General features: G+C 64.4%; 28 protein-coding genes and 1 pseudogene. 18 read left to right on the top strand and 11 right to left on the bottom strand.

Annotation, left to right across the window (positions count from 1 at the left end; genetic code table 11):
* Window positions 1–1171: 1171 nt before the first annotated feature.
* Window positions 1172–1438, bottom strand: coding sequence for a 30S ribosomal protein S20 (rpsT, locus tag BRAD3257_RS39175; protein ID WP_024338506.1), 267 nt, complete (start codon window positions 1436–1438; stop codon window positions 1172–1174).
* Between the two features lie 423 nt (window positions 1439–1861).
* Between rpsT and BRAD3257_RS39170 the strand changes: the two genes are divergently transcribed.
* The 3 genes from BRAD3257_RS39170 to BRAD3257_RS39160 all read left to right on the top strand — a co-directional run bounded on the left by BRAD3257_RS39170 (window position 1862) and on the right by BRAD3257_RS39160 (window position 4023).
* The gene (locus BRAD3257_RS39170; RefSeq protein ID WP_122406294.1) at window positions 1862–2179 is read left to right on the top strand and encodes a hypothetical protein; all 318 of its coding nucleotides are present in this window, start codon (window positions 1862–1864) and stop codon (window positions 2177–2179) included.
* Between the two features lie 156 nt (window positions 2180–2335).
* Complete coding sequence (gene msrA / locus BRAD3257_RS39165) at window positions 2336–2992, top strand: peptide-methionine (S)-S-oxide reductase MsrA (protein WP_122406293.1); 657 nt, start codon at window positions 2336–2338, stop codon at window positions 2990–2992.
* Between the two features lie 284 nt (window positions 2993–3276).
* Entirely contained in the window at window positions 3277–4023 is a 747-nt protein-coding gene (locus BRAD3257_RS39160) for a polysaccharide biosynthesis/export family protein (protein WP_122407004.1), read from the top strand.
* 129 nt (window positions 4024–4152) lie between these two features.
* Here the strand turns inward: BRAD3257_RS39160 and BRAD3257_RS39155 are convergent, their stop codons facing one another.
* The 4 genes from BRAD3257_RS39155 to BRAD3257_RS39140 form a co-directional block, all read right to left on the bottom strand.
* Window positions 4153–4635 (bottom strand): hypothetical protein, encoded by a 483-nt coding sequence (locus tag BRAD3257_RS39155; RefSeq protein ID WP_122406292.1) that lies wholly within the window; start codon window positions 4633–4635, stop codon window positions 4153–4155.
* 235 nt (window positions 4636–4870) lie between these two features.
* Window positions 4871–5542, bottom strand: a complete 672-nt coding sequence (locus BRAD3257_RS39150; RefSeq protein WP_122406291.1) for a dienelactone hydrolase family protein — start codon at window positions 5540–5542, stop codon at window positions 4871–4873.
* Window positions 5543–5708: 166 nt separating this feature from the next.
* Complete coding sequence (locus BRAD3257_RS39145) at window positions 5709–6044, bottom strand: hypothetical protein (protein ID WP_122406290.1); 336 nt, start codon at window positions 6042–6044, stop codon at window positions 5709–5711.
* A 24-nt stretch (window positions 6045–6068) separates the two neighbouring features.
* A complete protein-coding gene (locus BRAD3257_RS39140; protein WP_122406289.1) occupies window positions 6069–6833 on the bottom strand; it encodes an alpha/beta fold hydrolase in 765 nt (254 codons plus the stop codon).
* 502 nt (window positions 6834–7335) lie between these two features.
* Here BRAD3257_RS39140 and BRAD3257_RS39135 point away from each other — a divergent pair.
* From BRAD3257_RS39135 to BRAD3257_RS39125, 3 genes are all read left to right on the top strand, one after another.
* Window positions 7336–7827, top strand: coding sequence for a (2Fe-2S)-binding protein (locus BRAD3257_RS39135; RefSeq protein WP_036002624.1), 492 nt, complete (start codon window positions 7336–7338; stop codon window positions 7825–7827).
* Complete coding sequence (locus BRAD3257_RS39130) at window positions 7824–10109, top strand: xanthine dehydrogenase family protein molybdopterin-binding subunit (RefSeq protein ID WP_122406288.1); 2286 nt, start codon at window positions 7824–7826, stop codon at window positions 10107–10109. Before BRAD3257_RS39135 ends, BRAD3257_RS39130 begins: the two co-directional genes overlap by 4 nt.
* A 412-nt stretch (window positions 10110–10521) precedes the next feature.
* Window positions 10522–11616, top strand: a complete 1095-nt coding sequence (locus tag BRAD3257_RS39125) for an HD-GYP domain-containing protein (protein WP_122406287.1) — start codon at window positions 10522–10524, stop codon at window positions 11614–11616.
* A 114-nt stretch (window positions 11617–11730) separates the two neighbouring features.
* Here BRAD3257_RS39125 and BRAD3257_RS39120 read toward each other — a convergent pair whose 3' ends face one another.
* Window positions 11731–13311 (bottom strand): ATP-dependent acyl-CoA ligase, encoded by a 1581-nt coding sequence (locus tag BRAD3257_RS39120; protein ID WP_122406286.1) that lies wholly within the window; start codon window positions 13309–13311, stop codon window positions 11731–11733.
* Window positions 13312–13496: 185 nt separating this feature from the next.
* On the bottom strand, window positions 13497–13907 hold the full coding sequence (locus BRAD3257_RS39115) for a VOC family protein (protein ID WP_122406285.1): 411 nt from the start codon (window positions 13905–13907) through the stop codon (window positions 13497–13499).
* Between the two features lie 124 nt (window positions 13908–14031).
* Here BRAD3257_RS39115 and BRAD3257_RS39110 point away from each other — a divergent pair, with 124 nt between their 5' ends.
* The 5 genes and pseudogenes from BRAD3257_RS39110 (at window position 14032) to BRAD3257_RS39090 (ending at window position 17089) form a co-directional block, all read left to right on the top strand.
* Entirely contained in the window at window positions 14032–15006 is a 975-nt protein-coding gene (locus BRAD3257_RS39110; RefSeq protein ID WP_122406284.1) for a Bug family tripartite tricarboxylate transporter substrate binding protein, read from the top strand.
* A gap of 148 nt (window positions 15007–15154) precedes the next feature.
* Complete coding sequence (locus tag BRAD3257_RS39105; RefSeq protein ID WP_122406283.1) at window positions 15155–15433, top strand: DUF3551 domain-containing protein; 279 nt, start codon at window positions 15155–15157, stop codon at window positions 15431–15433.
* Window positions 15434–15533: 100 nt separating this feature from the next.
* Window positions 15534–15989 (top strand): ArsR/SmtB family transcription factor, encoded by a 456-nt coding sequence (locus BRAD3257_RS39100; protein WP_162500530.1) that lies wholly within the window; start codon window positions 15534–15536, stop codon window positions 15987–15989.
* Window positions 15990–16000: 11 nt separating this feature from the next.
* Window positions 16001–16333: pseudogene (locus BRAD3257_RS39095) on the top strand (SRPBCC family protein); the annotation flags it as partial.
* 18 nt (window positions 16334–16351) lie between these two features.
* Complete coding sequence (locus BRAD3257_RS39090) at window positions 16352–17089, top strand: DUF899 domain-containing protein (RefSeq protein WP_122406280.1); 738 nt, start codon at window positions 16352–16354, stop codon at window positions 17087–17089.
* Between the two features lie 228 nt (window positions 17090–17317).
* Here the strand turns inward: BRAD3257_RS39090 and BRAD3257_RS39085 are convergent, their stop codons facing one another.
* Window positions 17318–18562 (bottom strand): S1C family serine protease, encoded by a 1245-nt coding sequence (locus tag BRAD3257_RS39085; protein WP_122406279.1) that lies wholly within the window; start codon window positions 18560–18562, stop codon window positions 17318–17320.
* Between the two features lie 201 nt (window positions 18563–18763).
* Here BRAD3257_RS39085 and BRAD3257_RS39080 point away from each other — a divergent pair, with 201 nt between their 5' ends.
* From BRAD3257_RS39080 to BRAD3257_RS39065, 4 genes are all read left to right on the top strand, one after another.
* Window positions 18764–19381, top strand: a complete 618-nt coding sequence (locus tag BRAD3257_RS39080) for a hypothetical protein (RefSeq protein WP_122406278.1) — start codon at window positions 18764–18766, stop codon at window positions 19379–19381.
* Window positions 19368–19742 carry a transcriptional regulator gene (locus BRAD3257_RS39075; RefSeq protein WP_122406277.1) on the top strand — a complete coding sequence of 125 codons (375 nt, stop codon included), beginning with the start codon at window positions 19368–19370 and terminating at the stop codon, window positions 19740–19742. The genes BRAD3257_RS39080 and BRAD3257_RS39075 overlap by 14 nt, the downstream gene beginning before the upstream one ends.
* Before the next feature lie 29 nt (window positions 19743–19771).
* Window positions 19772–20512: a di-trans,poly-cis-decaprenylcistransferase gene (locus BRAD3257_RS39070; protein ID WP_122406276.1), complete on the top strand. Its 741-nt coding sequence runs from the start codon at window positions 19772–19774 to the stop codon at window positions 20510–20512.
* A 168-nt stretch (window positions 20513–20680) separates the two neighbouring features.
* Complete coding sequence (locus BRAD3257_RS39065; protein WP_122406275.1) at window positions 20681–21166, top strand: Crp/Fnr family transcriptional regulator; 486 nt, start codon at window positions 20681–20683, stop codon at window positions 21164–21166.
* Here BRAD3257_RS39065 and BRAD3257_RS39060 read toward each other — a convergent pair.
* A complete protein-coding gene (locus BRAD3257_RS39060; RefSeq protein ID WP_122406274.1) occupies window positions 21105–21932 on the bottom strand; it encodes a metallophosphoesterase family protein in 828 nt (275 codons plus the stop codon). The two genes, BRAD3257_RS39065 and BRAD3257_RS39060, sit on opposite strands and share 62 nt — an antisense overlap.
* Window positions 21933–22089: 157 nt before the next feature.
* Here BRAD3257_RS39060 and BRAD3257_RS39055 point away from each other — a divergent pair, with 157 nt between their 5' ends.
* A complete protein-coding gene (locus tag BRAD3257_RS39055) occupies window positions 22090–22770 on the top strand; it encodes a DNA-3-methyladenine glycosylase I (protein ID WP_122406273.1) in 681 nt (226 codons plus the stop codon).
* A 210-nt stretch (window positions 22771–22980) separates the two neighbouring features.
* The gene (locus BRAD3257_RS39050; protein ID WP_122406272.1) at window positions 22981–23274 is read left to right on the top strand and encodes a hypothetical protein; all 294 of its coding nucleotides are present in this window, start codon (window positions 22981–22983) and stop codon (window positions 23272–23274) included.
* 423 nt (window positions 23275–23697) lie between these two features.
* On the opposite strand, the gene BRAD3257_RS39045 is transcribed toward BRAD3257_RS39050, so the two are convergent.
* A complete protein-coding gene (locus BRAD3257_RS39045; RefSeq protein WP_122406271.1) occupies window positions 23698–25137 on the bottom strand; it encodes a sensor histidine kinase in 1440 nt (479 codons plus the stop codon).
* A gap of 108 nt (window positions 25138–25245) precedes the next feature.
* Window positions 25246–26346, bottom strand: a complete 1101-nt coding sequence (gene dinB / locus BRAD3257_RS39040; RefSeq protein ID WP_122407003.1) for a DNA polymerase IV — start codon at window positions 26344–26346, stop codon at window positions 25246–25248.
* 128 nt (window positions 26347–26474) lie between these two features.
* Between dinB and BRAD3257_RS39035 the strand changes: the two genes are divergently transcribed.
* On the top strand, window positions 26475–26684 hold the full coding sequence (locus BRAD3257_RS39035) for a hypothetical protein (protein ID WP_122406270.1): 210 nt from the start codon (window positions 26475–26477) through the stop codon (window positions 26682–26684).
* Window positions 26685–26731 lie beyond the last annotated feature (47 nt).

The raw sequence follows: 26731 nt of genomic DNA, 5'->3' as shown, positions 1-26731 counted from the left end.
AGCGAGTCCATCGTCGGGCATGGCTCGACCTTCGGCGCGAACGCCGCGGGTCAGATCAGCGATGTCAGAGATGGAAGGGTCGCGAGGTCAGCGCGTACTCGGCGCTCCGTCACACGCGGGGGGCTGGAGATCGGACGGAGCTGGAACGGCATCGCTGGAATGGGAAACGTGCTTCAATACCGCGTTGAGTCCGTAAGACATGATACCTCCCCGTCCTGCCGTGATCGCTCACGACAAGGTCCTGCGTGTCCTGAAGACAACCGCGCCGTACTCCTGTCGCGGATGCCTGCCCAATGTACTGGTCGTCCGCTCGACGTCGCCCAGCTTGCGTGCCGGGGTAGCATTGCGATGTCTCTCATATACGCTTGGCGCGAGCGAGAAGATCCCGCCTGGAGACATTCAGACAAAAAACTACCCTTCCCATATTGCTATGGGTTTTGCACCGACATCACTTGTTGAAGCGTCGCCTACGTGCTCATCGCCGCCGATTTGCACGCTCGCCCCGTTTCCTAAACCGCGCTGGTCTGAAGATCGTGGGCGCCGCTGACCACTTAAGGAATACACTAAGCGGAAAGACTCGCAACGAAATTGATTCACACTTGAGGCACCAAAAAACTTGACCTCGGTTAACGCCGCGCGCGACTTGTTCACAGGCTGCGAAGCAAGTTTTTGAATCCGTGCACAGAATCGAAAATGTGGTGCGTCGTGTGACAATTCTCGGCCACCGCCAAAATTTTTTTACAAATTCGTCACGCGCTGCACGTGCGAGCGAATTTTCCAAATGCTTGTCGCTGCTATGTTGATAAGTGATTATCGAGTCATCGCTTTTCGAGACTCGTTTTGCAGGGTAACTCCACCGTGACACACATTCCGGTGAATTTACGGAGCGCAGAACTTCTCGGCCGCCGATTCAATTGGAGCCCGCGGCACAGGGGTTTTTGCAACGCAGTGAGGTTTCCGCTGTTGCAGTACAGCGTCCGGTAGAACTACGGGACGAAGAATAACGCAGACGATGCAAATCGTCCAAGCGAAGATCGGGCTGCGCGTGGCTGCTTGCGCGAACATGACAGTCAACAAAAAAGCCCGGCGCAATGCCGGGCTGTTTGACGCGCTGACCGGATCGACCGATCAGATGCTGCGCGAGACTACCTCGCGAGATTGCTTCGCAATATTACTTGGCGAGCTTGGCGATCTGCGCGGTGAGGCGCGAGACTTTGCGGCTGGCGTTGTTCTTGTGAATGATGTTGCGCTGGGCGGCGCGCATCAACGCCGGCTCGGCAGTCGCGAGTGCCTTCACGGCTGCGGCGCGATCGCCGCTCTTGATGGCTTCCTCGACGGTGCGCACGGCGCCGCGCATCTGGGTGCGGCGCGACTTGTTGACGGCGGTGCGGCGGGCGATCTTGCGCGTCGCTTTCTTGGCGGAAGTGGTATTGGCCATGGTCTCAATGTCCTTTGCGGGTACCGGTCGCGTCTTGGTCGGGTAGCGCCGGCTTGCTTGACCGCGTAATCGACGCTCGGATTTAGGGTGTTCGGTTGCTGGGCCGTTCCCGGAACATGAGCGACGGCCTTGCGGCTGTCTCTGAGGCTCCAAGGAGTCTTCAAGCTCGAGAGAGTCTTGAGGCTCAAGGTGCCTGCAACTGCTCAAAGAACAGCGGCGGCGGGATTGCGCCCACCGCCAATTGCCGCCCTTATAGAGAGGGTCTTCAGCACCGTCAACGCTTTCGGGGGCCGGAAATCCGGTCTTTGGCGGCCTGGATGGGCACCGTAACGCCCTGAAGAGGTTGAATTTCTGCCGTCGCCCGGCTATTGGCTGGCAACGTTCCAGGAGGCCGTTCGATCGGGCGGCCATCGCAGGTGAGGCATGATCCGCGGCTTTTTCCGACTGATTGGGCTGTTGCTGCTCGCCGGCGGGTTCATCTTCATGGTCTATGACGGTGCCCGCTGGGTGGCCGATCAGAACCTCAAATTCACCCGGTTCGGCCAGTTCTGGAACGACATCAATCAGGCCAGCCAGTCGGCATTCCGCACCTGGGTCGAGGCCAAGGCGCCCTGGCTCTGGACCTCGGTGATCCGCCTGGTGCTGGATCAGCCGGTCTTTGCCGTCCTCGGCATTCTCGGCATCCTCCTGATGATCCTGTTCCGTCCGCGCAAGCCCTTGATCGGCTATTCCCGGGACTGAGCCTGGAACGGGCGGCCGCGTAACACGGCTGCGTCCTGTCGCGTAGACGCCTATAGTCCCACCTCATCGCGAGCACGCCGCCTGAGCTGTCTGGTTTCTCGTGCCCGGTTTTCCAGCTTGGCTCAGGCGACGGACAGTTCGCTTCGGAGATCCGTCATGCTGTTCATGCGCAAGACCACCGCGTTGCCGAGCGCAACTGAGGCGTTGCCGGGCCGCGCGCAGGCCATCCCGACCGCAACCACCCATTTCGTCAACGGCGCGAGGCTGAAGCCGCCTTATCCCGCCGGCCTCGAGCAGGCGGTGTTCGGGCTCGGCTGCTTCTGGGGCGCCGAGCGCAAGTTCTGGGAGCTCGGCGACGGCGTCCACGTGACTGCCGTCGGCTACGCCGGCGGTCACACGCCGAACCCGACCTATGAGGAGGTCTGCTCGGGCCGCACCGCCCACACCGAAGTGGTGCTGGTCGTGTTCGATCCGAAGAAGATTGCTTACGAGAAGCTCTTGAAGACGTTCTGGGAGAGCCACAACCCGACCCAGGGCATGCGCCAGGGCAACGACGTCGGCACGCAATATCGAAGCGCGATCTACGCCTATTCCGATGCGCAGAAGCAGGCGGCCGAGCAGTCGAAGGCGCTCTACCAGAAGGCGCTTGCCGCGAAGGGTCTCGGTGCCATCACCACCGAGATCGCGCCCGCCGGCGAATTCTATTTCGCCGAGGACTATCATCAGCAATATCTGGCGAAGAATCCGGCCGGCTATTGCGGCCTAGGGGGCACCGGCGTGTCCTGCCCGATCGGGGTCGGCGTGAGCGTGTAGGCGGAACGACGCATCTTGCTTACCCTCCCCTGGAGGGGGAAGGTCGGCTCACATTGAGCGCAGCGAAATGTGAGACGGGTGGGGTGACAGTCTCTCCACATCGCATACTGCCCGAGTGGAGAGATCACCCCACCCCGCTCGCGCTGCGCGCGATCGACCCACGGGCGAGCTACGCTCGTCCCGGACCCCTCCAGGGGAGGGTTGGAGACCATCCCCCTACTCAACGCTTTATTAACCATAACCGGTGCATCACTGCGGCTGTCTCGTTTCGAGGGATGGGTCCGGTGCCGGTTGCACGCGCGTTTCGATGGTCGAAGTTGGCGTCCTTGGCAGCGTCCGCCGCGCTCGCCCTGGGCGGCTGCATGCAGACCGGAAGCCCCGTCGCCTACGTGCAGCCTCGGCCGGATCTCGATTCCATGGCTTATGGCCAGCCCTATAGCACGCCGCAGCCAGTGGTCGTCGCCAACAACGGCGGCGGCGCCATCGCGGCGTTCAGCAATTCCTTTGCGGCTTCGCCCGCACCGATGCCGGTCGGCTACGCCGCGCCGATGGCGGCGCCGGCGCGCAATGGCGCCTCCTACCATCTCGACGCCGGCGACAAGCTTCGCGTGGTGGTCTACGGCCAGGAAGGCCTCACCAACAGCTATTCGATCGACGCGGGCGGCTCCATCACCATGCCGCTGATCGGCGCAGTGCCGGCGCGCGGCCGCACCACGGCGGGCCTTGCCGGTGAGATCGCCGCACGCCTGCGCAACGGCTACATCCGCGAGCCGTCGGTGGCGGTCGAGATCGAGACCTATCGCCCGTTCTTCATCCTCGGCGAGGTCCTCGCGCCCGGCCAATATCCATACGTGCCGAACATGACAGTCGAGAGCGCGGTCGCCATCGCCGGCGGCTTCTCGCCGCGCGCCAAGCGCGACGTGGTCACCGTCACCCATACTGAGAGCGGCGGCGCCATGCGCGCGGTCGTCCCGCTCGGCACGCCCCTGGCGCCCGGCGACACCGTGTTCGTCGGCGAGCGCTGGTTCTAGGGCCTCAGCCGCGCCCCCCTCGTCATTCCGGGGCGCGACGAAGTCGCGAGAATCCATCTCTCCATCGTCTCTGCAGTTGGATGGATTCCGGGGCTCGCGCTACGCGCGCCCAGGAATGACGGCGGAATCTCACCGCCTGAAATCCAGCCGCCCGTTCGGAAAACATCCGTCGATCCGCATCGCATCGACCACGCGACCGACCCAGGGCCGGGTGATCGCCGGCGTGGTCAGATTGATGTATTTTCCGACCAGGCGATCCGCGCCGTCGCGCGCCGCATCGATCAGTCCGTGCCGGCGGCCGTTGTCCCAGTCAAAGCGCAGATAGATCCGGCCTGCTGAGACGCGGATCTCGGCGCGGCCCCGCTTCCACTTGTCCGGCGCATCGCCGCCGATGGTGGGATCGGCGCCGCCATTCCAGCGGCTCTGCCACTCGCCCTCGAGCGGATCGGAGCGCGTCGTGATTGATGCCCATGCCGGTGCGTTGACGTCGGCAGCATCGCCGGGCAGCGATGCCGTCGCGGCATAATCCTTCACCTCGAAATCGTCAGGAGATGGAACGTCCATGGTTCCGAACGGATTGCGGATGACGAGGTGCGTGATTGCCTGCTGCATGGCGATCTCCCGGCGTGAGTTGGCTTGACCGGCCAGCTCTATCGCCGGGCGGCACGATGCAGCCACCCGATTTCCGCTCCGGGGCGGCGCAACTCTCTCTTGTCATTCTTGTCATTCCGGGGCGCGCGGTAGCGCGAGCCCGGAAGCCATCGCGCTACCATCGCTGACGCCCGATGGATTCCGGGTTCGACGCTGACGCGTCGCCCCGTAATGACGGCGGGGAGTGTCGCGCGCCCTATTTCAAATGCTTCGCGAAGAACGCCATGCTGCGCGGCCAGGCGATGTCGGCGCTGGCCTTGTCGTAACTGGCGCGCTCGTCGCAATGGAAGCCGTGCTGGGCGCCGGGATAGATGAAGACCTCAACTTCCGGCCGCTTGGTCTTGATGGTCTCGACGTCGGCGAGCGGAATGCCGGCATCCTTCTCGCCGAAATGCAGCTGCGTCGGCACCTTCGGCGTCTCGTCGGCAAAGCGCACGATTGCGCCGCCGTAATAGCCGATCGCGGCCTTCAACCCCGACAGCCGCGTCGCCGCCACGAAGGCGACGCTGCCGCCGAGACAGAAGCCAATGATGCCCACGGGCCCGACGCTTCTGGCGACGTCGATCGCGGCTTGCGTGTCGCGCAGCATCGCGGCCCAGTCCGGATTGGCCACGAACTTGCGCGCCTCCGCAATCTCGTCGGGCGAATAGCCCGACTGGAAGTTCGGCGACGTCCGGTCGAAGATCGACGGCGCGATCGCGACATAACCTTCCCCGGCCAGCCGGTCGCAGACAGAGCGGATGTGATGATTGACCCCAAAAATCTCCTGGATCACCACCACCGCGCCCTTCGGCGTGCCTGAGGGATCAGCGCGATAGGCGCCGAGCTGGAAATTGTCGGAGGCCGTCAGCTTGATGTCTTGTCCCACGCGGGTTGTCCTTCTTGGTTGTCGATCCGAAATTCAGCTCTCTCCTCATCCTGAGGAGCGCGCTCTTCGCGCGCGTCTCGAAGGATGCAAGGCCGAGAGGCGGCAGCGGGGCCTTCATCCTTCGAGACGCTTGCTGCGCAAGCTCCTCAGGATGAGGGGATAGGGTTCACTCCCACATCCAGTTCTCGCCGTAATCCTCCTTCCATCCTGCCAGCCGTCCGTGGCGGAATTGCAGGAACAGGCGGTGGCGGTGGGGGAGCAAGCCGCTGCCGCCGATGTTGCGCAAAGCGAGGTAGATCTCGTTGCCGGCACGTCCCCGTACATATTGCAGCGGCTGACCGAGGGCGCGCGCGGTCTCTCCTGCATCCATGCCGAAGGCGAGCGGCGTGTTGTTCGACGAGGTCGTGACGAACGGCTGGCGCGGCGGCACGGCGCCGAACGGCTCGGCCTGCGCCGATATCGACAGCAACATCGTGCCCGCGGCCAGCATCATCAGCTTCATCGCCTACGTCCCTGCTCGATCGCCCTATGCCGGCAAGTTCTTCAGGAAAGGCACGACCGCGTCAACAAAAGCCTGGGGCTGATCGATGTTGACGGCGTGTCCGGCGGCGGGGATCACGACCTTTTGTGCGCCGGGGATCTTTGCCGCCATGTAGTCGGACGCGGCGAGGAACGGCGTGTCGTCGGCGCCGACCACGATCAGCGAGGGCACCGTGATGTCGGGGAGCAACTCGATTACGCAGGCGTCGCGCTGGGTCAGCATGCCGCGTGCGGCGAGCGCCAGCCCCCTGGCGTTGCGATGGTTCGCGGTGGCGCGCTCGCGCGTTGCCGATTTCAGGACGTCGAGGCCTTCGCGGTCGAGCCTGTCGGCCGTCGCAAGCGCCCGCGCGTTCCAGGCCTCGCGCGCGTCGTCCTTCTTGAAGCCCGGTCCGGTATCGATGATCAACAGCGCACGGGCCCGCTCCGGGTGTGCGCGATAGAACGCGAGCGACATGTAGCCGCCGAGCGAGAGGCCGCCGATGACGGCGCGCTTCGTGCCGACCGCATCGAGGATCGCCGCCATGTCGCCGACCGTCAGCGCTTCGCTGTACGCGTTCGGATCGTCGGGATAGTCGGACCGGCCGTGGCCGCGCATGTCCCACAGGATCAGCTGGTGATCCCCAGCGAGCGCATCGACCTGCCCATGCCACATCGTCGAGGTCGAGGAATAGCCGTGGGTGAGCAGCAATGGCGGCCCGTTGCCATGGACCTCGTAGTAGATTTCGACGCCGTCCCGGTTGATTTTAGGCATTGTTTTTCGCGCCTTTCTCGTTTCTTTTCTATCGCGCCTCGATGACGGTGCACCCACTCCCCCTGTGGGCCCCCTGTGGGAGAGGGTGGCTTCGCGAAGCGAAAGCCGGGTGAGGGGTCTCCATCCTCACGAGCGGTTTTGCGAGTGGAGAGAACCCCTCATCCGTCGCGCTACGCGCGCCACCTTCTCCCACAAGAAAGGGGAGAAGGAAGTCCGCGCCTGCGGCTGCACTCTAGCGCGCCAAGTTACCTCGAAGAAACTACCTGATCGCAATGGCACGCATGTCGGACAACACGCTCTGTTGCGTCCAGTCGCTGCATCCGCCTGCTCTCGCAACGCACAACATCGGGCTGCCGAGATAGTTCGACTGCATCCAAATTGCATTTGCCTCCGTGCCTGAACGCGATCATTCTCGCGGGCAAGGCTGACGCCGGCCCGGTGGGCGTTCGCCACACAAGTTGCCGCCGTAAGCGGCTTCATGCACCGGCAGGGGAAGACGCCTATGCCAACACTCACCATCAACGGGCGGAGTCTGTCCGTGGATGCGGCGAACGACACGCCGCTCCTCTGGGCGATCCGCGAGCAATTGCAGATGACGGGCACCAAGTTCGGCTGCGGTGCCGGGCTGTGCGGTGCCTGCACCGTGCACGTCAACGGCGAAGCGGTGCGCTCGTGCCAGACCATGGTCGGCGACGTCGCCGGCAAGAAGATCACTACGATCGAAGGCCTCTCGGCCAAGGGCGATCATCCCTTGCAGAAGGCTTGGATCGCCGAGCAGGTGCCGCAATGCGGCTACTGCCAGTCCGGGCAGATCATGCAGGCGGCTTCGCTGCTCGCGAAGAATCCCAATCCGACCAAGGAAGAGGTGGTCGCGCATATGGACGGCAATCTCTGCCGTTGCATGACCTATTCACGGATCCAGAAGGCGATCATGCGCGCCGCATCCGAGATGCGCACCGCATCCGCCACCTCCAGCGAGCGGAGGCCCACATGAACAAGCACGTCAAGAACGTCACTGCCGAGGCGACGGATCTCAGCCGCCGCTCCTTCCTCGTCGGCACCGCCGCGACCGGCCTCGTGCTCGGCTATGCCGGCGTGCCCGGCATCTATCCTGCGGCCGCCGCGGCGCCTGCCAATTTCGAGCCGAGCGTCTGGTATGCGATCTCGCCGGACGGTCTCGTCACCGTGACCTGCGGCAAGGCCGACATGGGCCAGCACATCGCCTCCACCATGGCGCAGATCGTCTGCGAGGAGCTGGGCGCGAAATGGAGCGACATGCGCGTGGCGCTCGCCTCCAACGATCCGAAGTTCAACGACCCCGTGCTGGGTGCGCAGATCACCGGCGGCAGCTGGTCGACCATGATGAACTTCGACGCCATGAGCCGCGCGGGCGCCGCGGGCCGCATCGCATTGACCGAAGGTGCCGCCGCCGCGATGGGCGTGCCGGCGTCCGAGCTCGTGGTGCGCGATTCCGTGATCGTGCATCCCAAGTCGAGGAAGCAGATGTCGTTCGCCGATGTCGTGAAAAGCGGAAAGGCGACGAAAACCTTCACGCCCGACGAGCTGAAGGCGATCAAGCTGAAGACGCCCGATCAATACACCATGATTGGCGTCTCGGTGCCGCAGCTCGACATCCCCTCCAAGACCAATGGCACGGCGAAGTACGGCATCGACGTGATGCTGCCGGGCATGGTCTATGGCGCGGTGGTCACGCCTCCGGTGCGCTTCGGCGCCACGGTGAAATCGGTCGACGACAGCGCGGCGAAGAAGGTGCCCGGCTTCATCAAGGCCGTCACCCTCGACGACAAGACCGGCACGACGTCGGGCTGGGTCGTCGCCGTGGCCAGCACCTACGCCAACGCCAAGAAAGCGGCGCAGGCGCTGAAGGTCGCCTACGACAACGGCCCGAACGCCAAGCTGTCGAGCCAGTCGCTGCTCGATGAAGCCATGCGGCTTCAGAAGCTGGAGGATTCCGGCCAGTTCTTCGTCAAGGACGGCGATCCCGTTGCTGCCTTCGGTTCGGCGGCCAAGGTGCTGGAGGCCGAGTACACCACCAGCATCAACATCCATGCGCCGCTGGAGCCAATGAATGCCACCGCGGAGTTCAAGGGCGACATCCTGCACATCTATTCCGGCAACCAGTTCGCGACGCGTTCCGGCGCGATCGCCGCGGGTGCCGCCGGGATCGATCCGAAATTCGTGGTCATGCACCAGATGTGGCTCGGCGGCGGCTTCGGCCGGCGTCTCGATGCCGACATGATGATCCCCGCGGTGCAGGCAGCGAAGGCGGTCGGCAAGCCGGTGAAGGTGATCTACACGCGCGAGAACGACATGACGATGGATTTCTCGCGTCCGCTCACCTATCAAAAGGTCAAGGCCGGCGTGGACGGCGATGGCAAGCTCATCGCGATCAGCCACGACGTGGTCTCGGCCTGGCCGACCGCGCGCTGGGGAATCCCGGACCTCCTGACGCCCTCGGTCGACAAGAAAGGCCCGCTCGATTCCTTCACGGTGAACGGGGCCGACTTCTTCTACACCGTGCCCAACCATTATGTGCGCGCGATCAAGAACGAGCTCGCGCACAACGCCACACCGTCCGGTCAACTCCGCTCGGTGGCGCCGGGCTGGACCTTCTGGGCGGTCGAAAGCATGATCGACGAGATCGCGGCGGCGACCGGCAAGGATCCCGCCCAGTTCCGCATCTCGCTGCTCGACGGCGCCGGCAAGAACGACGGCGGCGCGCAGCGGCTGCGCAACACCCTGCTCGCCGCGATGGGACTTTCGGGCTACGGCACCAAGCAATTGCCGAAAGGCGAGGGCATGGGCTTGGCCTGCGTCTCCTCGCAGGAGCGCGCGACTGCAAGCTGGACGGCGTGTGTCGCCCATGTCGCGGTGGCGCCGTCGGGCGCGGTGACCGTGAAGAAGCTCACGGTCGCAACCGACGTCGGCACGCAGGTGCATCCCGACAACATTCGTGCCCAGGTCGAGGGTGCGGCACTGTGGGGCCTGTCGCTGGCGATGTACGAGAAGGCGACGCTGAAGGACGGTGGCATCGAGCAGACCAATTTCGACAGCTACACGCCCTTGCGCATGAGCCAGACGCCCGAGGTCGCGGTCGCCGTGATCGCCAATGGCGAGAAGGCCACCGGCGTCGGCGAGCCCGCGGTGACGGTGGTGGCGCCGGCCATCGGCAACGCCATCTTCAACGCCTGCGGCGCCCGTGTTCGCGCCCTGCCGATCACGGCGGAGGCCGTGAAGGCGAGCATGAAGGCGTAAGCTGAGCCGCGATCGCCAAACGAGATGATCCGCCGGAGGGCAACCTCCGGCGGATCTGTTTTGGGGAAGCCGCCTCCACACCCTCACTGTCATGCCCCGGCTTGACCGGGCATCCAGTACGCCGCGGCTTCTCGGTTCAGCCGCGCCGTCACGGCGTACTGGGTCGCCCGGTCAAGCCGGGCGACGACAACGGAGGGTGGGGCGACAGCATCAAAAATTCCTCTGTGTTATCAATGCCCGTTCTACTGTGCATGGGGTTGTTTTCGCGGCTTCGAAGCTCCCCCTCCCGGAACCCCAATCCCTAAAATTGCACCCTATTCCCCAAGGTTCCATTGAGCACGCCTCTTAAGGCCCGGAGAACCTGATCCGGCTTAGGCTGACGCCAAATCCAGTTCCGTGCTTTGGGGAAGTCATGAGCGCCTCAGCCAAACCCGCCGCCAACCGTCGGCTTCTGCTCGCCTCCGATCGCAGCGACGGGAGCAGCGAGCTCGCCAGCATCTTGAAAGCGGTCGGTGACGTCTCCACGGTGACGACGGAAGAGATTCCCGCCCAGCCGGCGCGCGATCTCTCCGGCCTCGTGGTCGACATCAACCTGCGCTCGCCCGAGAGTGTGCAGCGGGTACGCAACAAGCTGCGCGGCGATGCCTACCGTTCGATGCCGCGGCTGTTCGTGCTCGCGGACGCCCTGCATCACGGCACCATGCAGGCCTGGGCGTTAGGGGCCACCGACACCATCTCACGGCCGCTCCAGGCGGACGCGATCCTTCAGCGCATCCGCGCCGCTTTCCCTGATACGGCCGCCTATGACGCCACCGATCGCGGCAAGACGCTCAACCGCGGCGTCGCGGCGGCGCACGCGGTGCTGACCAAGATGTTCGAGAAGCTGCCGCTCGGCGTGCCCCTGACCTTCGACGACGTCATCGCGGCCGAGAGCAAGATCCTGAAGGCGATCAAGCATTCCTCGCTGCGCGAATGGCTCACCACGGTCGGCTGCCATCATGTCGGCAGCTACCGCCATTGCCTGTTCGTCACCGGCTTCGCGGTCGCCTTCGCCCAGCATCTCGGCATGCGCGAGGACGACCAGCGCCGCCTGACGCGCGCAGCGCTGCTGCATGACGTCGGCAAGGCCTTCGTTCCAGCCGCGCTGCTCGACAAGCCGGGCAGGCTCACCGACGAGGAGATGGCGGAGGTCCGCCAGCATCCGCGCCGCGGCTATGACGCGCTCGCTGCCCAAGGCGGCTTCCCGCCGGAGATGCTCGACGTGGTGCTGCATCATCATGAATTCCTCGACGGCTCCGGGTACCCGAACGGCCTGTCGTCGAACCAGATCAGCGACATCGTGCGCCTGACGACGATCGTCGACATCTACGCCGCCCTGGTGGAGAAGCGCGCCTATCGCATGCCCTTCACCCACTCCCGCGCCTTCGCGATGATGGAAGGCATGGGCGGCAAGCTGGATCAGCAGCTGCTGCAGGCCTTCCGGCCCGTGGCGCTGGGGTCGTTCTGACAATCTAATCCGTCATTCCGGGGCGCGCGAAGCGCGAACTGTGGTGCGCAATTGCGCACCTGAGAATCTCGAGGTTCCGGGTTCGGTGCTCTGCACCGCCCGGGAACGACTAGATCACCCCACCATCTTCCTCAGCTCCGCCTTCGCCACCTTCTCCAGCGTCGAGCGCGGCATGTCGTCGACCAGCCTGATCTCGCGCGGCAGCTTGAAGTCGGCGAGGCCCTTGCGGCAGGCTTCCATCACGCGATCATGCAGGTCCGGCGCAGCACCCGCGACGCCGCCTTGCGGGATGATGAAGACGACCGGCACCTCGTCCAGCATCGGATGCTTCTTCGCCACCACGGCAGCTTCCCGCACGCCCGGCACCAGCGCGATCACCTGCTCGATCTCGGAGGCCGCGACGTTCTCGCCGCCGACCTTCAGCATGTCCTTGGCGCGGTCGCCGAACTTGATGAAGCCGTTCTGAAGCCGCTCGACGCGGTCGCCGGTGAGGAAGAAGCCGTGCTCGTCAAAACTCTCGCGCGTCGCCTCCTCGTTGTGCAGGTACTCGGCGAACAGCGACAGGCCCGGGATGCCCTTGATCGCGAGATTGCCGGTGTCGCCGACCTCGGTCGGCCGTCCGTCATCGCCGGTGATACGGATTTCATATTCCGGCGCGGCGCGGCCGATCGACATCGGGATGTTGGGCTGGTCGACCTCGCCGACAATGCCGTGGGTGATGGTCTCGGTCATGCCCCACCAGCCGATGATCTTGACGCCGAACGCGGCGAAGGCCGGCGGCTCGTTGATCGCACTGCCCCACAGGCGGAATTTGTGGTCCTTCGGGATCTCCTGCTCGAGCAGCGCTTTCATGCAGAACGGAATCGTCGAGGTCCAAGTCGAGCCGTGCTCGCGCGCGACGCCCCAGAACCGGCTCGCGGAGAAGCGCGGCTGGATCACGCAAGTCGCCCCGACCCACAGTGCCGCCAGCATGGAGTAGGCCAGCGCATTGGTGTGGAACAGCGGGAGATAGGTCTGGTGCACGTCCTCGGCGTGAAGGTCCTCATGCGCGGCATTGATCTTGCCGCCCCACAGCGCGTTGGCATGGGTCCACAGCACCGCTTTCGGCCGTGATGTCGTGCCCGACGTGTACTGCACGCTGCACGGCGCGAGCGGATCGGTCGCGCGCCTCGGACGATCGGCGCTGTCGGCGAACAGGGATTCAAAACCGTCGCCGCGTGAGACCGCCTGCGCAGGCGCTGTGCCGGCGTCATGCGAGGTCACCGCCATCCAGCGAATGTTGCGGCAATTCTGCGCGACGACTTCCGCATAGGCCGGCTGCGTGATCGCAGCGACCGCGCCGCAATGATCGGCGAAATATTCGATCTCGGCGGGCGCTGAGCGCGTGTTGGTGGTGACCGCGACGGCCCCTAACTCGACACAGGCAAACCAGGCCAGCAGCGCCTCGATGCAGTTGTCGAGGTGAATGAGCACGTATTCGCCGGGCTTGACGCCGCGCCTGGCGAGCCCCGCCGCAAGCGCGCCGACCCGCTCGTGAAACTCACCATAGCTCCAGCGCCGCGCCGGCGCGTCGAACGGAGCCCAGATCAGGAACGGATGATCACGCCGGACCTCGGCGCGCAGCTTGAGCAGCCAGGGCACGTCGAGCCCGTCGAACGGGCTCACGATTCCGGCGGCGGTCTGTTGAACTGGCATGGTTCCTCCCGGTGCAGCCCTGCATCTTGCTGGCGGCTGTCTTTGGATTATTGCGTCTTCCTGCCACCAGATGGCGCGGGGTGCAAATCGGAGCACCCCATCTCTCCCGTCATTGCGAGGAGCCCTTGCGACGAAACAATCCAGGTTCACTCCGCGGAAACAGTCTGGATTTGCTTCGCTGCGCCTCAGTCCTCGTACGACGATATCTCGATCAAGCTGCCATCGGGATCGCGGCAATAGACCGAGCGCAGCGTGCCGCGGGCGCCTTGCCTCGGGCCTGGGCCCGCCTCGATCGCAACGCCATGTGCCCGCAAATGTGCCACCACCACGTCCGGTGTGGCCGAGGTGAGGAAGCACAGATCCTCGCTGCCGGCGGTCGGATGATTCGCGGTGAACCACTCCACTCTGTCGGCATCGCGCTGCCGGACGTTGATCCTCTGGTTACCGAACTCGAGGAAAGTCCGCGGCGCTTTGCCGCCGCCCGGATCGAACACCTTGACTTCCATGCCGAGAATCTTGCGGTACCACTCCGCCGTCGCCGCGACATCGCTGACATTGATCACGAGATGATCCAGGGCATGAACCTTGACCGGCATGTCTCATCCTTTCGTCGTGATGCGCCCCGCGCACTTTCCGCCTGCGGCAAGCTTTGTTACAACCGCGCCGCCGCGACGTTCAAGCTATCCGACTTTCAAGAACAACACTGGGAGAACCCTTGAGATGATCACTCGCCGTACCGCGCTGGGCCTGCTCGCCGCCAGTCCGCTTGCAGCCACCCCGCTGTCGAAGGCTGTTGCCGCCGATTATCCGGCACGCCCGGTGAAATGGGTGGTCGGCTATCCGCCGGGCGGGGCCACGGACATCCTGGCGCGGCTGATCGGCCAGCGGCTCTCGGAAAAGCTCGGCCAGCAATTCGTGATCGAGAACAAGCCGGGCGCCGGGAACAATATCGCGACCGAATCAGTCATCAATGCCGAGCCCGACGGCTACACGCTGCAGCTGGTCAATCCCGCCAACTACATCAACGCTTCGCTCTACGCCAATCTGAAGTTCAACTTCGTGCGCGACATCGCGCCGGTCGCCTCGTTCCAGCGCGTGCCGAACGTGATGACCGTCAACAAGGACGTGCCGGCCAAGAACGTCGCCGAGTTCATCGAGTACGTGAAGGCCAATCCCGGCAAGGTGAACATGGCCTCGTCCGGCAACGGCACCTCGGTGCATCTGTCCGGCGAGATGTTCATGGCCATGACCGGCTGCAAGATGCAGCACGTGCCCTATCGCGGCGCTGCGCCCGCAATCACCGACATGCTCGGCGGCCAGGTGCAGGTGATCTTCGACAACATGCCCTCGATCATCCAGCACATCCGCTCCGGCTCGCTGCGCGCGATCGGCGTCACCACCGCGGAGCGCTCGCCGCAATTGCCGGACGTGCAGGCGATCGCCGAGACCGTCAAGGGCTATGAGGCGAGCGCGCTGTTCGGCATGGGAGCGCCGAAGAACACGCCGAAGGAGATCATCACCAAGCTCAACAGCGAGATCAACGCGCTGATGAAAGAGCCCGACATGGCCAAGCGCCTGGTCGAGCTCGGCGGCGAGCCTCGGGTGCAGACGCCGGAGGCGTTCGGCGAGGAGATCAAGGCCGAGACCGAGAAGTGGAAGAAGGTCGTCGAGTTCGCCGGCCTGAAGGTCGAGTAGCGATCTTGTGATGCCTGAAAGGGGAGCCCTGCCGTTCGGCAGGGCTTTTTTCTTGCGCGCGCGATGCCATGATCCGGAATAAAGCCGTGCGACGAAACCTGATGGTAGATGGCGCGTATCTCGCGTCGTGAGCAAAGGAGTTGCGGTCATGCGCAAGACGCAATTGGCACTGCTGACGCTGTGCGCGACGGTCGTTGCCGGCTTCGTCACCATCACGCCGGCGGCAGCCCTCGATTACCCCTGGTGCGCCCGGGGCGGCGAGTATGACTATCCCGGCGAATGCGCCTACAGCACCTATGAGCAGTGCCAGGCGAGCGTGTCCGGGCGGCTGCTGTACTGCGATCGCAATCCTCGCTTCGCCTATGGCCAGCAACAAATCCCGCAGCCGCGGCCGCACCGGCGCGCGCGGCCCGCCGCGCCCTACTGATCACGCTTCATACTGGCCTCATCCTGATCACGCAGTCGTGCGCACCCGCGCCCGCGGGTTCCGGCTTGACGCTGCCCCGCTCGCTTCTATACTAAACCACATGGTTAAGTATCAGGACGAGGCACTGGACCGGACCTTCGCGGCGCTCTCCGACCCGACGCGGCGTGCATTGCTGGCGCGCCTCGGCGAGCAGCGCAGCCTGTCGGTGAGCGAGCTGGCCGCGCCGTTTCCGGTCTCGCTTCCGGCGATCATGAAGCATCTCGACGTGCTCACGGATGCAGGCCTGATCGTGCGGGAGAAGACCGGCCGCACCGTGGTCTGCCGGCTTACCGCACGGCCGATGGAGCAGGCGATGAACTGGCTCAATCGCTATGCGCAGTTCTGGTCCGACAATCTCGACCGTCTTGCCGCCTTCGTGGAGGAAGAGACATGGCCGCCACCGCCGTCAACGCCGCTGAACGCCCGCCAGCAGATCGACCAAGCCTCACGCTCACGCGCCGGCTCCGCGCGCGGCCGGAAAAAGTCTTCGCCGCCTGGACGCAAGCCGAGCAGCTAGCGCAGTGGTTCGGGCCGCCGAACATGAAGCCGGCGACGTTGCAAGCCGATCTCGACGTCCGCATCGGTGGCCGCTTTCGCATCAGCTTCGTCCGCGACGACGGCGAGTATTTCGAGGCCGGCGGCACCTATCGCGAAGTGGTGCCGAGCGAGCGCCTGGTCTTCACCTGGGCCTGGCACTCGACGCCGGAACGCGAATCGCTGGTGACGATCTCGCTGAAGCCGGACGGTGCCGGCACCTTGATGATCTTCCATCACGCCCAGTTCTTCGACGAGACCGCACGCGACAACCACCAGCGCGGCTGGAGCTCGTTCTTCGACAAGCTCGATGCCTTCGTCGCCTGAGCTCCAAAGGAGAGTATCATGCAGCAACATCAAATCGTTTCGCGCGAGCAATGGATTGCGGCGCGCAAGGCCCTTCTGGCTCGCGAGAAGGAGTTGACGCAGGCCCGCGAACGGGTTGCCGAGGAGCGCCGCCAGCTTCCCTGGGTGAAGGTCGACAAGACCTACGTCTTCAGCGGGCCGAACGGCAAGGTCACGCTTTCCGATCTCTTCAAAGGCCGCCCGCAGCTCATCGTCCAGCACGTGATGTTCGCGCCCGACTGGGACGCTGCCTGCAAGAGCTGCTCGTTTTGGGCCGACGGCTTCGAGCGCATGGTGCCGCATCTGGCCGCGCGCGACACGTCCATGGCTGCGGTCTCGCTGGCGCCCAGCACAAAGCTCGAAGCCTTCAAGAAGCGGATGGGCTGGACCTTCGACTGGGTCTCCTCGGGCGACAACGATTTCAATCGGGACTACGGCGTGACGTTCTCGCGCGAAGAGATCGCGACCGGAAAGCCGATGTACAATTTCGGCACTACGCCAATCTACGGCCCCGAGCTGCCCGGCATCAGCGTGTTTTACCGCGGCGAAGCCGGTGAGATCTTCCACACCTATTCCTGCTTCGCCCGCGGCCTCGACATGATGAACGCCGCCTATCAATATCTCGATCTCACGCCGCTCGGTCGTCACGAGGAGGGTCTGCCCTATCCGATGGACTGGGTCCGCCTGCGCGACCAGTACGAGCCGCAGCCGGCGAAGGCGGCGTGCTGCCACGGGTGAGGGTAGGGGCACGCCGGATCCCATCAAAGGTGTCGTCGCCCGGCTTGACCGGGCGATCCAGTACTCCGAGGCGGTCGTGGTTCAATCGAGAGGCCGCTGGATTCCCCGCCTGCCGCCTACGCTAAAGCTTCGGCGCCCCTGGACCTCGACCGCGGCGAAGCCTTGGCGTAGCCGGGTCGCGGGGAATGACAGCGCGAGGCGGCGAGGCAGCTATCCTTCCGCGCCACGCTACCGCTTCGCGTCCGCCTGCTCCGTCGCATTGCACGAGATCAGCATCGTATAGGGCCGGGCGTTGGCGGCGATGTCGGTGGTCTTGAGCTCGCCCTTTGGTTCGGCGGTCTGATAGGGCACTACGGAATTGTCGAGGAAGTCGCGCAACACGCCCGTCTTGATGGCGAAGTTGATGTTCTCGGGAATGTTTCCGGTCGCCACCGCGATGCGCAATGCCGGAATCTTTCCGGTGACCACGCCCACGACCTGACCGGTGCTATCGAACAGCGGTCCGCCGCTGTTGCCGGGCTGTACGGGCGCACTGATCTGCAGGAAGCGCGAGTCGTTGCGCATGCCGCTGAGCGAGCTCACGATGCCGGTCGTCACGGTGAAGTCCGAGGTCAGGATGCCGTGATAGGGAAAGCCGATCGCGACCACGGAGTCGCCGGAGCGGATCGAGCGGTCACGGATCCGGGCAAAGTCCTTGAATGTCATCGTCGATGGCGCCTGCATCAGGGCGAGATCGTTGTTGGCGTCGCTCGACACCACGCGCAGCACCATTGCGGCCTCGCCGGTGAGATTGCCCTTGATGTCGCCGGCGCAGCCGTCGATCACATGGTGGTTGGTGACGATGTGTCCGCTCGTGCTGACCACGAAGCCGGTGCCGCTCTTGGTCCTGGCAGATTTGCCGCCGGCCGGCGGTGATGTCTGCTTCTCCGCCGTCACTGCCGGCTTGGCCGCTCCTTTGGTAAAGTCGCCCGCCTTGCTCAGCCCGTCGGCTTTCACCCTGGTGACGCAATTGGCCAAAGCGGCGATCACCGGTCCGGTCGATGTCAGATCGAAATTCAAGGCGGTGCGGCCGCTCGTCGCGACCATCAGGCTCGCCTTCTGAAACGTTCGCACAACGTTGATAGGCATGACGGATGTGAGCATGTTCGGCTGGTTTGCCGTGGCGAACAGCCTGGCTTGCTCCTGCCCGTCGAAGATGACGTCGATCGCGGCGTTCTCGCCCTGTTTGAAGCGGTAGCTGGGACTCGCAAAGGCCAGCGTCCAGGTGCCGGCGGCATTGTAGCCTACCACGAGTATGACGCCGTTGGCGTAGGGCGTCGTCGCTGCACAATGCGAGAAAGCACCCGTCTCGTCATTGCTGAAGGCGCCGCCGATCCAGTTGCCGACATTGACGGAGCCGAACGGCCCCGCCGCGTTCGCCCCGACCACACTCAACTGCAACGCGACCGCAACGACGAACGACCTCAACCACATACCAGCCCCCGGAACGCTTTCGGATCCATCTTATCCGCGAGGGCAGGTCGGGTGCAACCGTCAGTTGTCCGTCCGAGGTCGTGCGGCTCTCGCAACAGTTCGGGCTTGCATCTGCTTTGCAGTGCCATATACTTTGCACTACAAAGTAACGGGACCTATCGTCCCGGAATGCCCGGGTGGAACGAGGTTTTGGCGTTGCCAATGCGCGATCTCGACAAGGCGCTGGCCGACATCGTGGCGATCCGCAGCCAGATCGCGGCGGGCACCGCCTTCCGCGGCTACGGCCCGGCGACCATGGCGGCAACCGGCGCCGTCGCGCTCATCACCGCGATTCTGCAATTCTGGCTGCTGGGTGATCCCACCGGTGAGCCGCTCGGCTTCTTCGTCGGCTGGTTCATCGCTGCCGTTCTCTCGGGGCTCATCATCGGCATCGAGATGCGTGCGCGCTCGCGACGCCATCATTCGGGTCTTGCCGATGCCATGATCCACCAGGCGATCGAGCAGTTTCTGCCCGCCGGCGTTGCCGGCGTGCTGCTCGCAGTGGTGATGTGGAAGTTCGCGAGCGAGACGCTGTGGCTGCTGCCGGGTCTGTGGCAGATCCTGGTGTCGCTCGGCATCTTCGCCTCGGTCCGCTCGCTGCCGCGCACGGTCGCGCTCGCGGGCGCCTGGTATTTCGTGTCGGGCTTTGCGGTCGTCGTGCTCGCGAGCCGAACCCACACGCTGTCGCCATGGACCATGGGGCTGCCCTTCGTGATCGGGCAATCGGTGATGGCGGCCATTCTGCATTTCGCGTCCGGAGACAACGATGTCGAAGATTGACAGCGCGCCCTTCTCATATGAAGGGCTCGACCGCGTGATCCACGAGAAGGCGAGGCTCGGGCTTCTGACCTCGCTGATGGCGCATCCCAAGGGCCTGGCATTCGGCGACCTCAAGCAGCTCTGCGGCCTCACCGACGGCAATCTCAGCCGGCACCTAGCCGTGCTCCAGGAAGCCGGCCTCGTCGAGGTGACCAAGGGCTATGAGGGCAACCGCCCGCACACGACCTGCCGCCTGACCAAGGCCGGCCGCCGCCGTTTCCTCGACTATCTCGCCGTGCTCGAGCGGCTGGTGCGCGACGCGGCGAAAGCTGCCGGCCGCGAGGCGCCGCCGCTCGGCCGCCTCGATATCGTCTCGACCTGATCTTCCCCTTTTTGGCTGGAGACTTTGCAATGCAAAGTGAAATCACGTCCCGCAACGAGAAGCTTCATGTCGGCATCATCATGGACGGCAACGGCAGATGGGCCACGCGGCGCGGCCTGTCGCGCGTGCGCGGTCACGAGGCTGGCGTCGAAAGCATCCGCCGTATCGTCGAGGCCGCGCCCAAGCAGGGCATCGGCACGCTGACGCTTTACGCCTTCTCAACCGACAATTGGCGGAGGCCGAAGGCCGAGGTCGCCGCACTGATGACCTTGCTGCGCCTCTATCTCACCAGCGAGGTGCAGAGCCTGGTCAGGAGCGGCGTGCGCCTCTCCGTCATCGGCCGCCGCGATCGCCTGCCCGACGGCGTCGCCACCGCAATCACCCGCGCCGAGGAAGCCACAGCCGATGGCAGCGCGCTGCATTTGCGCATCGCCGTCGATTATTCCGCGCGTGACGCCATCCTCAATGCCGCGGCGAAGGCGGCTGCGCTGACGAGCCTCACCCGCGAAGCCTTCTCGCAGCTCGTTACCGGCGAGGCTGGCCTTCGCGACGTCGATCTCATCATCCGCACGTCCGGCGAGAAGCGGCTGTCGGATTTCCTGCTCTGGGAAGGCGCCTATGCCGAGCTGCACTTCACCGAGCGGATGTGGCCCGAATTCGAGGCGGGCGATCTCGCTGACGCGCTCGCCACCTTCCACAGCCGTGAGCGCCGCTTTGGTGGCTTGCAGGCCATTCTGCCTGGGGAGGTGCCTTCGCTCTCTCGGGTGTGACGGGCGGCACGTGAGAACGAGTTGTTGGTTTTCAGCCGCATGACCGGCAAGGATGTCCAAGCGGCGGGCAGGCGGCGCCAGCCGCATCCCCGTTGATTGCCGCCTGGCATGGATCGTGCTCTAGTATTCCGACTTTGGATATCGCGCCGCGACGGGAGCTTTCGCAAGATGCGTGCGGTCCTGGACTATTGCACCGGCGGAACGGAGCGGCAGCTTGCCGCCGGCACGGTCGTGGTCGCCGAGGGTGGCACCACCGGCCATCTCTACGTGCTGATGCAAGGCAAGCTCGAGGTGCTCAAGGGCGAGATGGTGGTCGCCACCGTCACCGAGCCCGGTGCGGTGCTGGGTGAAATGTCCGTGCTGCTGGGCCAGCCGCACACCGCAACCGTGCGGGCCTGCTCCGACGCGGTGGTCTACGAATTCGAGGATGCCGCCTCGTTCCTGGAGAGGGAGCCGGGCGTGGCCCTGCTGATCGCAAAAATGCTGGCGCAGCGGCTCAATGTCGCCAATACCTACCTCGCCGATCTCAAGCGGCAATATGCCGGCCACGGCACGCATCTGGCCATGGTCGGCGAAGTGCTCCAGAGCATGATCAACCTGCCGCCCCTCGAGGTCTCGCCAGGCTCGGATCGGCAATCCGATCCAAGAATGTGAGCCAATCGGGCGGCGCCTCGATCGGAGCGGCGGGGCGCTTCAGCGGCGCATGCAGGTCGATCCATTGGGCCTCGCCGGCCGCAAGCCAGAACGCTTTGTCCGCACCGAGGTCCAGCACGATGTAGGTCGGGGGGCGGCCTGGTTGCAGGCCCGTGTTGAAGACCCAGGTCTGGCCCAGCCGGTCGAACCACGAGCCGCCGGTGACGAACGGCGACTGGTGCACATGGCCGGAGATCACCATCGACGGCTGGTACTGCATGACCCATTGCACCAGCTCGACGTCGCCGAAGAAGCGCTTGCCGCCCCAGCTCGTGGGTGAATCCGCCGGCGGCGCATGATGGGCCCAGATCCAGCGCTGCGGTCGGTCGGCCGCGGCATCGCGCAACTGGTCGACGAGGCGTTGCTTGACCAGTGGTCCGTCCCACCACGGGCACACCGTGAACAGGGTGCCACCGATGTTGAGGCTGTCGCCGTCGCAGGCAATGCCAAGCTCGCGCACCTCCGAGATCCAGCGCGAAATCTTTTCGCCCTCCGCGTTGCGCTCGTCGAGGTCGTGATTGCCGGAGCAGAGGATCACGCGGCTCGTCGCGGCAAGCAGCGCGAGGTACTTCTTCACGACGACGATCTGGGCGCGAAAATCCACCATCGAGCCGATGTCGAGCGCATCGCCGGCGAAGATCACGAGATCGAATTGCGACGCCGCGCTGACCAGCCAGTCGAGCTGCGGCAGCGAATAGTGCAGGTCGGCCACGACCAGGCAGCGCATTGGAGAATCGTCCGCGAGAGATCGACTATATCCGGGAATTCCAGGCTCATGAAAGCAAGAAGCGGACCAGCATGTCGCTCCCTCGCGTCATCATCGCAGCGCTGGACCGGTTCATCGAATTCTGATGTCGTATTGAACCGTCAATGCGGATGTCCGTATGACCTCATTCAAGACCATTCGCACCCGCGCCGAGAAACGCAAGGGCGGGCCCAAGGCGTTGGAGAAACTGTTGCCGGCCAAGCCGGACCTCAAGCGGCTGGCCAAGCTCGGCGACGACCGTATCCTCGCCGAAATGACCAAGCGCGTGTTCTGCGCCGGCTTTGCCTGGAGCGTGATCGATTCGAAATGGGACGGCTTTGAAGACGCCTTCCTGCATTTCCAGCCCCCCAAGCTCACCTTCCAGCCCGAAGAGTATTGGGAGGGCCTGCTGCGCGACGCGCGCATCGTGCGTAACGGCGCCAAGGTCATGTCGGTGCGGGACAATGCCGTCTTCGTCCAGGAGATCGCGAAGGAGCACGGCAGCTTCGGCAAGTTTCTGGCGAAGTGGCCGTCGTCCGACGAGATCGGCCTGCTCGATCTCCTCAACAAGCGCGGCAGCCGGTTAGGGGGCAACACCGGCCAGATGCTGCTGCGCTTCGTCGGCTGGGACGGTTTCGTGACGTCGAGGGACGTGGTGGCTTGCCTGCGCGGTGCGGGTCTCGACATTGCCGAAGAGGTCAAGTCGAAGGGCGACCTCGCCAAGGTGCAGGCACAGTTCAACGCCTGGGCCGGGGAGACCGGCCTGCCCTACACCCATCTGTCGCGCATCTGCGCGCTCTCGGTCGGCGAAAACGCATAGCGCGTGAGCGCGGCCCACCGCCGGATCGTGTGCATCCTGTGGCGATCTTGTGCCGCGAGCGCGGCGGACGCCGCATGCGATCACGAAATACATTTTGCAGGAACCTTTGTCCGCAGCGCCTGTTCGGCCATTGAGCCAGGCGGATAAGCGCGCAGGGAACGCGCACTCCCGCCCGGCTCAAAGGAACCGGCTACAGAAACGGAGCAGCTCATGAAGCTCACATCTGAACAGGTGAAGCAGACCGTCAACCAGCTCGGCGCTCAGGTGCTGCCCGACGAACATCCCGCGATGCCGCAGCTCAACAGCATGTTCGGCGACCATACCTTCTTCGTCGACGAGATGGGCCTCAAGGTCCTCGAGCCCACGGGATCGCTTGGTACCGACCGCCAGAGCGGCGAAGTCGTCAGCCTCGCCGATTGGGGCGATTCCGACCTGACGCGCCTGATGGCGCATGAGCCCGAACCGACCGGCGTGATCGTGGTGTTCGAGCAGATGAAGCATTGAGCGCCCCGAGCAGGACGTTTCGAGACACGTGCGCCACGGTCGGCAAAGCGCTGATCGTGGCGCGAGGCTTCAGCATGCCCGGTCGTTCCGTTGTCTTCCAACGAGCGTCGTGCCGGTCGTGCTATCCGCCACGGGTGCGAGCGTAGCGCCACATTTCTCCGCGACAGGCCGGAAACAACGCGACGATCGTGAGCGAGACCGCATATGACCGCTGGCGACGCCGACTGGTCCGAACGGCAGCCCGCATATGAAGGCGAGAATCGATGTTGAGACATTGAACGGGCTCCAGCGCATGTACTCCTTGGTGCGACCCTGGCTGAGGCAGAGCCAGTTGGCGGGGCTGTTGTTGGTTTGCAGCAGACCGGCGATCCTGAGGGCGAAGATCGGCGCAGCCTCGGGAACCGCTCGCACGGCGTTCCGATCTCAAGAGACTTCGCTGCTGTGTTGCAATGTCTGTTCTGTCGGAATCTCGATGGCGATCTGAGTTCCCGGACCCGCTTTGCGCTCAAGTCGCAAGCGCCCGTTGAGCGATGAGGCAACCAGGTTGAACGCGATGTGGAGTCCCAGGCCGGCATTGCCACGCTCCCGACTGGTCGTCACGAACGGATCGAAGACGTGAGCCTGCAATGGCTCGGGGATTCCGACGCCTTCATCGGCGCAGACCAGGCGGACCGAAGTCGGGTCCGGCCGGCTCACCGTGATGACAAACCTGCCGCCTCTCTTGTCAGGATAGGCGTGCACGGCAGTGTTGAGGGCGAGATTGCTGATCACCTGAGCAAGCGCTCCGGGGTAGCTGTTGAGCTTGACTCCCGCCGGGCATTGCACCTCGACCGTCAGGCCGTGATGCGCCAGCAATGGCCCGAGCTTGGACATCAACTCCGACAGCCAATCCCTGAGTTCGAAAGTGCGCCGGTCCTCATCGGCTTGGTGAACGGCGACCTGCCTGAAGCTGTGCACCATCTCGGACGCGCGATGCAGATTGTCGAAGGTCAGGCTGAGTCCCTGCTTCAGCCGGTCAATGCCCTTGGTCAGATCGGAGCGCCGGACCGATGCTCCGGCCAATGCGTCACTCATCGCTTGCAGGTCAGCCTGCATGGCCGTCGAGGTGGTCAAGGCGAGGCCGAGCGGGGTGCTGACCTCGTGAGCGACACCTGCCACCAATTGCCCGAGCGAGGCGAGCTTTTCCGCCTGCACGAGGTGCTCCTGGGTCGCGCGCAGATCTCGCAGCGATTTCTCCGAGCGTTCTTTCTCGCGTTGCAGCGCCTCGGATGTCCGGAATTGCTTTCGCGCCCGGTACTCGCGTGCAGCCACAGCGTAGAGCGATAGCGCGTAGGCGTTGCCGACGAGAGAGTGGTTGATGAACCTGAGGCCCGCCGGCAGCGTCGGCGCGAACGTCTCGGCGATCAGCAGCGCCACCCATGAGAGCAAACAGAAGATCGCCAGCGAGCCGATCCGCAATGGCAGCATGGTCGAGACGAACAGGATGATCATCATCATGCCGGGCGCGGCAAACGTGAAGCCCGATGGCAGCACGAGATAAATGCTGGGCAGGATGCAGCCGGGGATGACGCAATAGACGAGGAAAATGGTCTCCGCCCACGGCTTCATCCAGCGCCGTGACAGCAATGCCGTGAGCGGCAGCAGGATGAACACGGCGGTGCCACCACGGATTGCGAGCGTGGTCGGCACGACTTCGGGGTAGAGCACCCAGTCCCACAGTGTGTAGCCGGCATAGGTGGCGGCGCCAAGCAGCATCGCGATCTGCGTCCAGCCGAGACTGCCTCGGACATATTGGTCGACAAACCGGCGCTCCTCGATGCGGTCTTCGAAACGCAGTCCGAGGCGTATCAATAAGGCAAGCATTCCAGCATCAATCGCGAAAAACCGTGTCTTGGTGTCTCTACGACAGGTTTCGCGCCGCGTCGCGGACAAAGATGCCGCGCTCGCTGAAGGGGGGGCCTCCAGCCCCGTTCAGATGCCCAACGTCAGCTGCGGCTCCGCACCGTCTCCGACCTGGAGCGACGACAGCGAGACCCCCAACAGCCTGACGCGCTTGGGCAGCGGCATCTCGGCTTCGAGCAGGCCGCAGGCCAGCCGCTCCAGATCGTCGCGGCCGGCAACGGCCGCCGTGACCGACCTGCTGCGCGTGATGATCTCGAAGTCGGCGAACTTGATCTTCAGGGTCACGGTGCGGCCGCGATTGCCGGTGGCTTCGCAATGGCGCCAGACTTTATCGACGAGAGGCCTGAGCTCGGCGACCAGCGCGTCGAACGCGTCGAGATCCGCCGAGAACGTATTCTCCGCACCGATCGACTTGCGGATCCGGTTGGCGCGGACCGGCCGCTCGTCGACGCCGCGTGAGATCCAATAATAGTATGCGCCCGACTTGCCGAAATTCGCATTCATGAACTCCAGCGTCTGGTTACGGATGTCGCGGCCGGTGAATAGGCCGAGCGCGTTCATCTTGGCAGCTGTCGCCGGACCGATGCCATGGAACCTGCCGACGGGCAGCGTCTCGACGAAGGCCGGTCCCATCTCCGGCGAGATCACGAACTGACCATTGGGCTTGCGATGATCGGAAGCGAGCTTGGCCAGAAACTTGTTGTAGGAGATGCCCGCGGACGCGTTGAGGCCGGTCTCGGCCTTGATCTTCTCGCGGATCTTCAGCGCGATGTCCCGCGCCAGCGGAATGCCTTGCAGGTTCTCCGTGACGTCGAGATAGGCTTCGTCGAGTGACAATGGCTCGATCATCGCCGTGTGCTCGGCGAAGATGTCGCGGATCTGCCTGGAGATCGCCTTGTAGACCTCGAAGCGTGGCTTGACGAAGATCAGATCGGGACACTGCCGTTTCGCCGTCACCGATGGCATGGCGGAGCGAACGCCGAACTTGCGGGCCTCGTAGCTGGCGGCCGCGACGACACCGCGTTCCGCGGAGCCTCCGACCGCGACCGGCTTGCCGCGCAGCTCCGGATTGTCGCGCTGCTCCACCGACGCGTAGAAGGCATCCATGTCGATGTGGATGATCTTGCGCACCGGCGAGGCTGCGCCGGTCACGGTGTCGGATTCGCTCATGGCAAGATGATACAAGCGAGCAAGGAGAAGCGCGAGGTGATGGATGGGTCAGTTGTCAAAGCGCAATCTCAGGCTTGTGAGTGGCAAGCGGGAGCACGCGACCTAATATGAGCCGGCGGAGGACGCCCATGCAATACAGCTCCGAACTCATTCAGACGATGCGCCAAGCGCTGGAGACCGTGGTGGCGAACGTGCCGGCTCACCAGTCGGTCTTCGGTCTGAAAGCGGCCGTAGCCGAATGCATCCTGAAGGCCGCGGCACACGGCCAGACTTCGTATGACGGACTGGTGGCGTCCGCCTCTGATCAGGTTCAGGCAATCATCTCGATGCTGACGTGAAAGCCGGCATGAAAGCGGCTGCAAGCTGGCGCACCCGACGTCGATCT

The sequence above is a fragment of the Bradyrhizobium vignae genome, from assembly GCF_900324035.1.
In the GTDB taxonomy this organism is placed as follows: domain Bacteria; phylum Pseudomonadota; class Alphaproteobacteria; order Rhizobiales; family Xanthobacteraceae; genus Bradyrhizobium; species Bradyrhizobium vignae.
The sequence above is the reverse complement of the archived record's forward strand: the minus strand, read 5'-3'. Positions and strand labels throughout refer to the sequence as shown.